The 11,782-nt window shown below is 61.3% G+C and carries 6 protein-coding genes and 5 pseudogenes; 5 read left to right on the forward strand and 6 right to left on the reverse strand.

Annotated elements, in window-relative coordinates:
- Positions 1-127: 127 nt before the first annotated feature.
- Positions 128-874, reverse strand: coding sequence for a PEP-CTERM sorting domain-containing protein (locus P1K89_RS32720; protein ID WP_284620735.1), 747 nt, complete (start codon positions 872-874; stop codon positions 128-130).
- An 838-nt stretch (positions 875-1,712) separates the two neighbouring features.
- On the opposite strand from P1K89_RS32720, the gene P1K89_RS32725 reads away from it, so the two are divergent.
- Positions 1,713-4,649, forward strand: coding sequence for a hybrid sensor histidine kinase/response regulator (locus P1K89_RS32725; protein WP_284620736.1), 2,937 nt, complete (start codon positions 1,713-1,715; stop codon positions 4,647-4,649).
- A 274-nt stretch (positions 4,650-4,923) separates the two neighbouring features.
- Here the strand turns inward: P1K89_RS32725 and P1K89_RS32730 are convergent.
- Positions 4,924-5,208, reverse strand: a pseudogene (locus P1K89_RS32730) (transposase); the annotation flags it as partial.
- A 254-nt stretch (positions 5,209-5,462) separates the two neighbouring features.
- Here P1K89_RS32730 and P1K89_RS32735 point away from each other — a divergent pair.
- A protein-coding gene (locus tag P1K89_RS32735; RefSeq protein WP_284620737.1) for an IS3 family transposase occupies positions 5,463-7,036 on the forward strand; the annotation gives its coding sequence in 2 pieces (ribosomal slippage) (positions 5,463-5,901 and positions 5,901-7,036; 1,575 coding nt in all).
- On the opposite strand, the gene P1K89_RS32740 is transcribed toward P1K89_RS32735, so the two are convergent.
- Positions 6,923-7,342 (reverse strand): hypothetical protein, encoded by a 420-nt coding sequence (locus P1K89_RS32740; protein WP_284620738.1) that lies wholly within the window; start codon positions 7,340-7,342, stop codon positions 6,923-6,925. The genes P1K89_RS32735 and P1K89_RS32740 overlap by 114 nt on opposite strands.
- Positions 7,343-7,552: 210 nt before the next feature.
- Between P1K89_RS32740 and P1K89_RS32745 the strand changes: the two are divergent.
- Positions 7,553-8,508, forward strand: a pseudogene (locus tag P1K89_RS32745) (IS1595 family transposase).
- A 6-nt stretch (positions 8,509-8,514) separates the two neighbouring features.
- Positions 8,515-8,661: pseudogene (locus P1K89_RS32750) on the forward strand (IS5/IS1182 family transposase); the annotation flags it as partial.
- A 257-nt stretch (positions 8,662-8,918) separates the two neighbouring features.
- Here the strand turns inward: P1K89_RS32750 and P1K89_RS32755 are convergent.
- The 3 genes and pseudogenes from P1K89_RS32755 to P1K89_RS32765 form a co-directional block, all read right to left on the reverse strand.
- Positions 8,919-9,398, reverse strand: a complete 480-nt coding sequence (locus P1K89_RS32755; RefSeq protein ID WP_284620739.1) for an ASCH domain-containing protein — start codon at positions 9,396-9,398, stop codon at positions 8,919-8,921.
- 40 nt (positions 9,399-9,438) lie between these two features.
- Positions 9,439-10,470, reverse strand: a pseudogene (locus tag P1K89_RS32760) (IS630 family transposase).
- A gap of 48 nt (positions 10,471-10,518) precedes the next feature.
- Positions 10,519-11,301, reverse strand: a complete 783-nt coding sequence (locus P1K89_RS32765; protein ID WP_284620740.1) for a PEP-CTERM sorting domain-containing protein — start codon at positions 11,299-11,301, stop codon at positions 10,519-10,521.
- 376 nt (positions 11,302-11,677) lie between these two features.
- Here P1K89_RS32765 and P1K89_RS32770 point away from each other — a divergent pair.
- Positions 11,678-11,782 (forward strand): annotated as a pseudogene (locus P1K89_RS32770) (IS5/IS1182 family transposase); the annotation flags it as partial.

Below are 11,782 nucleotides of genomic sequence, written 5' to 3' on the forward strand. Positions count from 1 at the left end.
GCGGCATGTCCCGAGTGTCGAAACATCCCATGCGGAGCTCGAATGCCGTCCAACTTCGCCCACAAATCATCAGTTCCGCACTCGATCTGCCGCGGCGACTGAAATCGGTGGCTTGATCAGCATTGCCTTAGACTGCAGACACGGGCGCAGGAGGATTGACGCCGCGCTTGCGCCGACGAAGGCCGAACGCGGTCGCAAATGCGAGCCCGGTCAGCGCAACGCTCCCCGGCTCGCTCACCTGTTGGATGCCCGTCGACGGAACGTAGGCCTCAAAGAGGTCGCTGAGGATGGCGTCGCCCTCGGGCAGCGGGTTGTAGGACGACAAACGCATCGTGCCTGCGGTGAAGTCGGTGGCGTTCGAGCGCAGGTAGAACCAGTGCGACTGCTGGCCGTCATCGATTCCTGGCACGCCAAACGAGAAGGTAATCTGCTTCAGTCCTAGGTAAATCGCGGCAACCGTCGGCGGCACGTCCCCGCCAAGGAAGGCATCGTTGCGGAAGTCGCCTTCGTAGGTAGCCGTGTCGAAGCCAAAGATGCTAAAGGCGTTGACGCGGCCGCGGCCTCCAAGCGCGTTGCTCACCCGCCAGTAGAAGTCAAGGGTGCCGGTGTCCGACCGACGAACAACACGCGATGAGATTGCGCCATCGGTCAGCGTGCCGTCGTACGCGGCGTAGGCGAACGTCGTTTCGCTGTCAGCCACGAGACCACCAATCGCCGGAGTCAGGGACGGATCAGTTGCTTCGTTGGTGCCAGGCAGCGGATTCGCACTGCCGTCGACCGCGAGCGGCACAGCGTTCGCAGTGAGACAGCTCGCCAGCGCGGCGGCAATCGTAGCTTGGCGGATGCGGGAATCGATGCGAATGTGGCGGATCATGGCAAGTCCAAGGGTTGAAGTGCAGAGACTTTGGGAAAGACGCCGGCCGAGCCGGTTGACGGCACTGTTAAACAACGATCAAAGTTCCATAGAACTGTCGACGAGCCCTTCGCGTCAAACCGCCATGCGCGCAGAGTGTCTATAGCACGGTTTACTTGCCGTGGCCGACGATCGGCCCCTGAAGCCGGAAGCCATCGGAACCGCCAACCTCACGTCTGCCAACTAGGCAGGCGGTGTTCGCGCCTCGCATTCGTCGCACAAACGGCTGTTATCGCAAGCAGCAAGAGCGGCCCTTTGGGGTAGTTGAAGACCACATCCTTGACAGCTTGTAAGGAGCAACGCCGCGGCCAACTCTGGCACGTTGGATTCGATAAACTCCGGGTCGGGCTTCGACCTCATTGCGAGGATGACCATGAAAGCAATCACGGTGAGCAGCCCCATCAATGGGATTAGCGCCACATCGAACGACGTCATGGTCTGAATGGCCCAGAAGGCCCAAAAGGAAGACAGAGGAATGGCCGCCCTTATGGGATCAGCCCCAACAGCTGCAGCCGGTATAGAACTATACGCCGCAAAGCCACACAATACCGGTTGCAATCGTTGCATATGGGGTTTCAGTTGTAGCCCCGACGCTCCACAAGCGACTGATCGGCCTTCCCACGGAGTGTCCGTCGCACGACAGGCGATTGAGCACTTCGGCAGGCGTCACATTTTCCCCTCATGGCGGGCGGCTCTGGAAGTCAATTCACCGCAAGCACGATGCGTGGCAGAATCCCCGGTCTACGAGCAGTCGTGCTCGCGGCGGCGCAAACGCCGTGTTTTGCATGGGGAATATTGCATGCCAACGCCCGCCCTGCACAATGGGTCATCAAATGCCCCTTGGGGAACACGCCTGCTCGGATGGCTTGCTCTGCCAGTCCTCACGCTGCTTGCGGTAGCTACGATCATTCAATATGATCAAAGGCGGAGCGAGTTGCTCGCCAATCTGGTTCAGCTGCTCGAAACGCGCGCGGCCAACCTCGACCTTGTAACGGGGCCCGCAGTGGATCAGGCGCGAGATTTGGCGTCTCTTCTCGAAACTCAATGGACTGATCCTCCAAGACCCATGCTTGAGTACCGAGAAAGTATTCGTCCCCGCTTTCTCGAGAGTGGAAAGGCAGACGGCTATACGAGCGACCCTTTCCGAGCCGAAATGCGAAACCGATTCGGGTATTTCTTCTGGACCAGCCCGACCGGGGAGCCGCCTCCAGGAGACTGGGTCTCACGATCGGCGTCGTTCCTTGAGTACGCGCGAGTTGCGCTTGAGAGAAGCCCAAACTCAAAGTACGCGTATTTTCGTGGAGAGAGCGGCCAGGTTGAGTTTGGTCACCCGTGGCTATCCAGCACTGAGGCCTTGAAGACATGGGGGATAAGCAGCCTGGAGGAACTCCGAGGTGTAGTTCAAGAACTGGCGTCACGTCGCGTCGAATTCATGTCCGCTAATCCAGGGGTCAACTCCTTCTGGACCCAACCGTTTCAGGATAGTGCGACCCAGGCCACCTACGCGGTCTACTCGCGCAACGTCCTAGGCCAGGATGGCGCGTTCCTTGGCCGGCTATCGATCGGCGTGAATATTTCCGCCTTGGTCTCCTTAGTGGAAAAGTGGAGAACCTCTTCTATCGGTCACCACTATGTTGTGGCAGAGCGCACCGCGTTAGGTAGCGGAATGAGCCCTGTGGTACTAGTTGATTCAAATACCCGCTACCACCCAGCGGTCGGCCAAACCCGCATAAGCAGCGCAACAGATGTTCACAACGCTCTTGAAGACCAAAAACTGCGGCTTCGGCTCGACATCGCCTCTCGCTTGCCGCCTGGCGTGAATATCGAGGCTGTTGCGCGATCGTTGCAGCGCCCGGGGACCCTAGTTTCAGAGGGCGGATGGATACTCGGCAGTGCGCGAGGTGGCAGCGAGTCATGGACGTACCTCCTAATTGTTCGACACGCCGAAGTACAAAGGGAGACTATCGCAAGCCTTGTTCCAAATGCGCTGCTCGCGGCCCTTCTCGTCGCTGTATTTGTTGCCGGACAGTACGCATTGGCTCGCTTCGTTGTAGTTCCTTCATCTAGGGCAATGCAATACATGAACGAGTTGTCGCGAAATCCCGGGGCGCAGAAGCCGGTCGTCCCGGTTGCTTGGAAGGGCTGGGTGGATACCATTGCCGCGACGTTTGCTGCCCAAAGGGCCGCCCAAAGGCGGGTGCATTACAGAGAAGCTCTGTGCGCGGCAATTATGGACTGTTCCCATACCGCAATTGTGGCAATAGACGAGGTTGGGCATCTCATTGAGTTCAATAGTGCTGCGAGTCGATTGTTCGGCGTTTCTCGGGCTCGTGCGCTTGGGACGCCTCTCAACTTGTACATCTCGCCTTTAGGCGATGCGGTAGACCTTGCACGCCTGGAGCAGTCGAGGAACGGCAGAAAGGTTCAGCTGTCCGGGCGAAGTCAAAGCGGGCGGGAGTTTCCCGTTGAGGTCGCCTTCTGGCTGGCAAGGACAGAAGACTGTGTATTTGTTGCCGTGTCGATAGTCGACCTCACGGAAACAATCGAGTCAGCACGCGAAATCGATCGGCAACGCGAGGTAATTCGCCAAAGTGAAAAGTTGGGTGCTATGGGCGGCCTCTTGGCGAGCGTGGCGCACGAACTGAACAATCCGCTAGCAATTGTAGTGGGGCGCTCCGCACTAATAGAAGAAAAGGCTGATAGGGCTAGCCTCCGGGAAGAACTTGCCAAGATAAGAATTGCGGCCGAGCGCTGCGGAAGAATTGTAAAGACGTTCTTGGCTCTGGCTCGGCACAAGCCAGCAGAGAGGATGCGGACTCAACTTAACGAAGTGGCTCGAGCGGCGCTTGAAATTGTCTCTTACGGCTTTCGCACTCACAGCATCAGGGCGGTATGCGATCTTGATCCGAACTTGCCAGAAGTGGAGGCCGAGCCCGATCGGATTGGTCAGGCGATCTTAAACTTGCTCGTGAATGCGCAGTACGCCGTTGGCAGTTTGGTGGGGCCGCGCGAAGTTTGCCTGAGGTCCGGTATTGGGGATGGGTACATTTGGATTCGCGTGACTGACAACGGCACAGGCGTGCCTGCAGACCTTGCGCCGAGGATCTTTGAGCCCTACTTCACGACAAAACCTGAAGGGGCTGGCACTGGAATTGGTTTGTCGACATCGCGAGCTATTGCACTTGAGCACGGGGGTGACTTGATTCTCCTGCCCAGGCGATTCGAAGGCGGAGCGGAGTTTGAATTCCGCGTACCCTATGCCGGAACCGCTGACTCTGTGGATGAATCGAGTGCAAGCATGCAAGAACGGTCTATGCTAGGAAGTGCCATTCCGCTAAGAGTTCTTGTTGTGGATGATGAGATTGATGTCGCGTTAACCGTCGTAGCAATGCTCGCGGACGAGGCTAACGTTGACTGCACCGCCACAGACGGGCTAGCGGTGCTAGATCATTTGGCCCGCGTGAACTTCGACGCGGTAATTTGCGACATCAGGATGCCGGGAGTGGACGGAATATCAATTTGGCGTTCATTGGCAAGCTTGCCAGATCCACCTGTTTTCATATTCATGACGGGAGATTCACTGTCCGAGGAGCTTACACGTACATTGTCTTCGTCTGGATGCGCCGTATTAAGCAAGCCGTTCTCGAAAGTGGAACTTCTGCGTTCATTGGGTCAGGTGGCGGAACTGCGCGGGCGCCGAGGGGCAACGCTTGCGCCTGGCAATGAGGCTCATTAGGGCAACGCTTATATGGGCGCCTCCCGGATCGCAAGTGACGTCCTCGTGTGCTGAGTCAGGAGGCAGGGCTGCAGTCTTATATCCCGGCCGTTGCGCAGGCGAACAAGCATGCTGGCCCTGATGGCATTCGCCGACGAGGTTCCCATCTGATCATTGGGCTTGCCTCGCCCCATTCCCTATCGGAGTGTCCCCGTCCCGGTCTGACCTGTCTGGCCCATCACACGCGTGGTCGCTTGCGCTCCTTCAAGAGCGGCTGTTCATGTGCTCAATGAGCTCAGGCTGCTTGCCAACTCTGGGCGCGCCAAGCCTGTCCTCGCGCGAGCACGGCCCAGATGGTCCTGGCGAGCTTGTTGGCGACGGCAGCTACCGCAACACTGTAGAGCAGAGCAGCCAACCAAGGCCAGGTCTCTGCCCTGTCTGATCTGACAACCGCCCTCGCACCGTGCATCAACAGAGTTCGCAAGTAGGCGTCACCTCGCCTGCTTATGCCCAGCTGCCGGATGCGACCGCCAGTTCCCGTTTGACGCGGCACCAAGCCGATCCAGGCCGCGGACTCCCGTGCATCCCCCCCGCGTCAGAATGCTTGTCGCCCCGATAGCGACCTGGGCTTTGACCCTGGTTCACTGATGGTGGTGGGAGGCTGTGGAGCTTGTGGTCGAAGGCCAGCGCGGTGGGCAACGCGGATGCGTTGTCCACGGCAAGTCGGCCGGTGCGCGAAGCGCATCGTCCACAAATCCACAGCCTGTTGCGGTGCCGAAGGCGCCGCCCCCCACCATCGTTTCAACAACTCGGGGGCGTGGATGAGAGAAGACATTGGCTCGATACGGACAAGCATTCAAGGACAGAGCGGTGGCCCGGTTGCCGCCGCCGGAGAGCGCGCCGCTGCAGGCGGTTTCGCGTGAGATCGGGGTGAGCGTGGATACGTTGGAGCGGTGGCGCTCGGAGTCGTTGTCCAGACCGGTCAAGGAGCGCGTGTGGACTGCCGCCGCGCGGCTCGAAGCGGTGATCACGACCGCGGCGATGGACGACGCCTCACGCAGCGCCTGGTGTCGCGAGAACGGCGTGTACGCGCAGCAGCTGCAGCAATGGCGCGACAGCGCCACGCAGGCGCTGGCCGCGCCGGAAGAAGCACGCGCCAGTCCCTCGCAGACCAAGGAGGATCGCCGGCGCATCAAGGAACTCGAGCGAGAGGTGCGTCGCAAGGACAAGGCTCTGGCCGAGACGGCGGCGCTGCTGGTGCTGTCAAAAAAAGCCGAGGCGATCTTCAACAGGAACAAGGGCGAGGACGAATTATCGGCCTCGAAGATCGCCAGGAAATTGCCCGAGACATCGAAGCAGCCCGCGACGCCGGTGCGCGGCTGGAACCGGCCTGCGAGGTCATGGGCATCACCGCGCGCACCCTGCAACGATGGAAGACCCGCCAAGGCTTGGAATCGGGCGATGGCAGGCCACGAGCCGTGCGGCCGGTACCCGCGCATGCGCTGAGCGATGGCGAGCGCGCGCAGATCGTGAGCGTGGCCAACGAGCCTCGCTTCGCCGACCTCCCGCCCGCGCGCATCGTGCCTACGCTGGCCGACGAGGGCGTCTACATCGCCAGCGAGTCCAGCTTCCAGCGCGTGCTGCGCGCGCAGGGACAGACGCGTCACCGCGGGCGCGCCAAGGCGCCACGCAAGAGCCGGCCGCCGACCACCCACGTGGCCACGGCGCCGCGCCAGCTGTGGTGCTGGGACATGACGTTCCTGCCGACCGAAGTCGCCGGCCGCTGGCTCTACCTGTACCTGATCCTGGACGTCTTCAGCCGCAAGATCGTGGGCTTCGAGGTGCACGAGGACGACGACTGCGACCACGCCGCGCGGCTCGTGCAGCGCACCGCGCTGGCCGAGGGCATTCACGCCATGCCACGCGACGAGCGACCCGTGCTGCATGGGGACAACGGCGCCACGCTGAAAGCCACCACGGTGCTGGCCATGCTGTGGTGGTTGGGCGTGAAGCCTTCGTACTCGCGGCCTCGCGTGAGCGGCGACAACGCCTTCGTCGAAAGCCTCTTCCGCACGGCGAAGTACAGACCGGAGTTCCCGGCTGGAGGCTTCACGGATTTGCGCGCCGCGCGCGAGTGGGCGCGCCAGTTCGTGCATTGGTACAACCACGATCACAGGCACAGCGGTATTCGCTACGTCAGCCCGGCCCAGCGCCATGCGGGCGAAGACATCGCGATCCTCGCGGCCAGGCACGAGGTCTATCTCCAGGCTCGCGACCGCAACCCGGCGCGTTGGTCACGCGGCACGCGCGACTGGTCCCATATCGCAACCGTCACCCTCAACCCTGAACGCGATTCCGTCGTCGCAGCGGCCGCGCGCCAAGGAGATATTCAACCGATGGCTGCATGACGGAGGCGACAAGTACCTTGACGCGCGCCGGGTGCTGCGCAGCACGAAGCCGCCCTTGGCCAGGTAGCCGGTGCGCTGCTCGGCCTTGGCGCCATCAGCGACGACGGCGGCGCTGCCTTCCAGGATCAGCTCGCCTTGGTCGGCGGCCGACAGCGCGCTGCGCTTTGCGTCCGCCGTGGCCACATCGGTGCCCGACTCGCCGCCGCCGCAGCCGGCCAGTACCGCCGCGCACAGTAGCAGTGCTGGCCAGCGCCGGAGCGGACTCCCCGGCGCGAACACGAGGAGGTTGGAGCGTTGATAGTTCATCGGGGATCTCTTGTCCATTGTCGAGTAGCCCAGTGTCACGGAGTGAAGTTAAAGCAATGCTGCACTATCGAAGTCTTTGCGATTCATTTGTGTGGGCCTCAAGGACCTCCGTCGATCTTCAGCGCCTCCTGATTAGCGAGCAAGCTCAGCAGGCTCACGCTACGAGCCACTGAAGACCGACGATGGGCGTGTCCAACCAGGAGACGCGCAATGCCGATGAACCGAGTCCAGTTCCAGAAGGGGCTGTCTTTGCCGGAGTCCATGGACCGCTATGGAACTGAGGAGCAGTGCGAGGCGGCGCTGGTTGCCGAGCGCTGGCCGCGCGGCTCCGTCTGCCCGGTCTGTGGCGTCCTGCAAGCGCGCACCTCGTTCCGTCGCGAGGGCCGGCTGTACTGGCAGTGCGCCGGCTGCCAGCACCAATGCAGCGTGACCAGCGGCACCGTCTTCGAGGCCACCAAACTGCCGCTGACGCGCTGGTTCCTGGCAATGCAGTTGCTCACCCAGGCGAAGAACAGCGTCTCGGCCCTGGAACTGACACGCCGACTCGGCGTGAGCTACCGCACCGCCTGGCTCATGAAGCACAAGCTGCTGCAGGCCATGGCGCTGGCCGAGTCCGACCGGCAACTCAGCGGCCGCGTCGAACTCGACGACGCCTACCTCGGCGGGGAGCGCAGCGGCGGCAAGACTGGCCGCGGCTCCGAGAACAAGGTGCCGTTCGTCGTGGCAGTGCAGACTGCCGAAGACGGCCGCCCGCACCTGGCGTGCTTGTCGGCCCGGCCGTTCACCAAGGCTGCAGTCGAGAACTTCATCGCCGCCAGCCTGGCGCTGCCGCTGACCGTCGTCTCCGACGGTCTGGGTTGCTTCACCGTGGCTGCCTCAATGGGCGCCGTTCACGACCGTGAGGTCACCGGCGGCGGTGCGGCCAGCGTCAGAGCCCCGCCTTCCTCGCCGTCAACACGGTGCTCGGCAACGTCAAGACGTCGCTGGCGGGCACCTATCACGCCTTTGGCTTCAGGAAGTACGCGCACCGATCTCTTGGTCAAGTGCAATGCCTGTTCAACCGCAGATTCGATCTGCGCGCGATTCTCGAACGACTTGCACGGGCTGCGTCTCAGGCCGGCCCGTGCCCGATGCAGGTCCTTCGTGCGGCTGAATCATCTTGCTGATCAGGTGTGGTCAAGAACCTATTCCGGCACCGCAAGGCCCGCTACAAAGGGCTGGCGAAGAACGCCGCACAGATGTTTAGTCTGTTCGGCCTGGCCAACATCGTGATCGCCAAGAGGCGTCTGTTGACGCTCCATGCCCGACGTGTCTCTTGAGCGCCGAAGTGAGGGCCGAAGCGGCCCCGAAGGCCTCTCCGCTGCGGCCCGATGCGCCCATCGCGGCAACTCCGTCACTGACAGCTCAGGCTGGACGCTCATTTCACTCATTGTTCAGTCCGTCCCTAGGCGAGGTTGATGGTCCAAGAACGCACCGCGCGGACTACTGGCTGCCAAGGAGGTCGTCGGTTGTCAGCGGACAACGAGAAGCGATCAACGAGCTGCGCCCTTGTTTGATCGTCCCGCAAGACCTCATCTTAAGGATCGCTGTGCGGAATTACGTGAAGCACCTCGAAGACACAACAAACAACTGGCATCTCGCGTGAGGGGAGACGACCGATACGCGCGCACTCCCGAGCGAAGAATGCCCAGTGGCCGTCCCGCCAGTATTGGAGCGAGCCGTCCCCCTCGCCTTCGATCGCAGCGTAGTCAGCCGTGACCTTTTCGTAGGGCAGCACTTCGACACGCACTACGCGTGTAACAACTGCTGGACTGTTTTGATGATCAACCACGACTTCAATGTCACCGATGTCGGGCAGCAATTCGCCTTCAGCTTCCATCGCCCAAAGAAGACTCGTCCCGGCGCGCTTGCGCCCTTCCCGAATCAAAGTGATGAGCTCTTCCGACAACTCCGGACAGTCACCGTAACCGCCGATTCGGACACGATCTGCCGGGAGATGTATGCCGATCGCGCTCAATCGGCGCAAGACATCGGTTGCAGATGGGAGCGACTCCATGATGGCTACGCGTTCTCTAGGGCAATGCTAGTCCACTGAATCAGAAGAACTGGCGGTGTCGCCGCGACGGATCGTCTACTTCCACTTCAGCGGCTTGGGGTCCTTGTTGTACTGACGGATGTCGCGCAGGAGCTTCTTGTCGAGATCCTTGACCGACGTAAAGACGCCGCGGCTGATCACGTCTCGCTGGATCCGCGAGAACCAGTTCTCCACCTGGTTCAGCCAGGACGAATAAGTCGGCGTGTAGTGGATGTGGACATGTTCATGTGCGCTCAGGAACTCTTCGACGAGACCGGTCTTGTGGCTGCTGACGTTGTCGCAGATCACGTGGATCTTGGCTGGCAACGACCTCCTCGAGAAAGGCGACGAACTGCTCGCTGGTGTGCCTGGCAGCGGTCTTGCCCAGAACCTCGCCAGTGGCCGTGTTCAGCGCCGCGAACAGGCTCAGCGTGCCGTTGCGCTTGTATTCGAAGCCATGGCTCTCCGCACGGCCCGGCGACAGCGGAAGCATGCGGTCCTTGCGGTCGAGCGCTTGTATCGCGGTCTTCTCGTCCACGCAGAACACGGCGGCGTGCGCCGGCGGGTTCAAGTACAGCCCGATTACATCGGCCGCCTTGGTCTCGAAGTCCGGGTCGTTGGAGACCATGTGCCGTTCCAGCCGATGCGGCTGCAGGCCATGCTTGCGCCAGACGCGCTGAACGGCAGAGAACGAGACATCACCCAGCTCGGCCGCGAGCTTGCGGCTGCTCCAGTGCGTCGAACCATCGCGCGGCTTGTGCTTGAGCGTCTTGTTCAGCACTCGGGCTTCCAACTTCTCCACCGGCTGCTTGGGCGCGCGGCCCGGGTGCAACGACACCAACCCCGCCAAGCCTTGGAACTCGAAGGCCTTCGTCCAGCGCGTGACAAAGGCATCGTTGCAGGCCAGCTTGGTGCGGATATCCACTCGCCGCTCGCCGTCCGCCCAAAGCAGCACGCATCGCGCCCGACGCGCCAGCGCCGCGTTGCCATGCCGCTTGCGTATCACCGCTTTGAGCTCGCACCGTTCGTCCGCCGTCAAAGTCATCCTGTGCATGCCCCCAACGTATGCATGGCACCGCCAACTCAGCGCCCCGCCGTCGCCTCAGCGTGGAGGTCGTCTGCGCGCAGCGAGTACTGAGGCACCTAGTGCCATCAACGCAAGTAGTAGTGTTTGCGGTTCCGGGACAGTACAGCCATGGCTTGAGTCACCGCAGCCACTCACGTCTCCTCGACGGACTGCCAAAGCCATCCCCTGGGACGTGAGCTTCTCGCCAATGAACTGACCACCCCCTGGGTAGATGCTGAGGTACCACCAAAAGACCGAGTCCGGTGCGTAGTCGGTGCCAGAAACCAAGGTACTGTCTTGCACGTTAGAAAAGAGCGCCAGGTTGGCTACTTGCTCAGATGTGTCGCCGGTCGAATTCAGCACCGACTCCCCAACTTTGATGCCAAGGTCGACCCAGAAGAGGTGACTAAGTTCGCCGCCGACGCAGTTCCAGCCTTGGTACATTACTCCGTAGCCGCCGCCGGGATGAAATGACGCACTGCAACTCGAGTCGAACGGGTTTAGATTTGGCAAGCGCCAGTCGTCATAGCCCCCATACACCAAATCGTTGGCCCACAGCAGAGCATCGTCCGGATTCATCTTCCCATCGGCATCGTAGCCAGTGGTCTTGGCGTAGTTCATGTCCGCCAGCCAAGTCAGATTCAACGTAGTGTCGTAGATCATTCCGCTCCCGCGGTCGATCAGGGCGGCATGCCCGGCGCCACTTAGGGTGACGGCCGCAGCTACCGCCGCGCAGGCCTTCGCCAGGGGCGTGGTCATGCGTGCCAGTCGCGCTCTTAGAGCGATATCAGGCAAGGTTGCCAGCAATTGATCGAGCATTTTCCGCATCATGAGTTCGACAGGTAATGTTTCCGGTTGTCAGTTCCGATAGCGCGCCGCGTCATGGTGCCCCTCGGGTGGATAAAGCAACTGAAGCGCGACTGGGGGCCAGCCGCCGATCCCCAAGCAGTGCAGTTGCGGGAAAGCGCGATAGACCTTAGTCGGATGCCTCGTGTCGCATTCTCATCGAAACGAGCCTCGAGATTATTTCTACCGTCTGCGGGGCGCGTTTCAGTTGTTGAGTTCGACGGGTGCACATTTCGGCGGGCATGAGTAAGCGGTAACCCCGCGGCGTTCTTCCACCGCGATGGCTGCCTAAGGCAATGCTGATCAAGTATCAGTCGACCACGGACCGACGCAATGCGTTGAAGGCGACATGAAGCAGCAGACCCTTGCAGTAGCGGCCGACCGGAACGCGCAGTACGAGCAGTACCGCAGGCCGACGAAGCGAGACGTCTTCCTGGCGACGATGGAAGAGATC

The sequence above is a fragment of the Aquabacterium humicola genome (assembly GCF_030167915.1).
GTDB lineage: Bacteria > Pseudomonadota > Gammaproteobacteria > Burkholderiales > Burkholderiaceae_C > Pseudaquabacterium > Pseudaquabacterium humicola.

Bases quoted from the DNA above. Each gene is read 5' to 3' on its own strand.
- P1K89_RS32755 (WP_284620739.1), bottom strand. From the start codon at position 9,398: ATGGAGTCGCTCCCATCTGCAACCGATGTCTTGCGCCGATTGAGCGCG.
- P1K89_RS32720 (WP_284620735.1), bottom strand. From the start codon at position 874: ATGATCCGCCACATTCGCATCGATTCCCGCATCCGCCAAGCTACGATT.
- P1K89_RS32765 (WP_284620740.1), bottom strand. From the start codon at position 11,301: ATGCTCGATCAATTGCTGGCAACCTTGCCTGATATCGCTCTAAGAGCG.
- P1K89_RS32725 (WP_284620736.1), top strand. From the start codon at position 1,713: ATGCCAACGCCCGCCCTGCACAATGGGTCATCAAATGCCCCTTGGGGA.
- P1K89_RS32740 (WP_284620738.1), bottom strand. From the start codon at position 7,342: ATGAACTATCAACGCTCCAACCTCCTCGTGTTCGCGCCGGGGAGTCCG.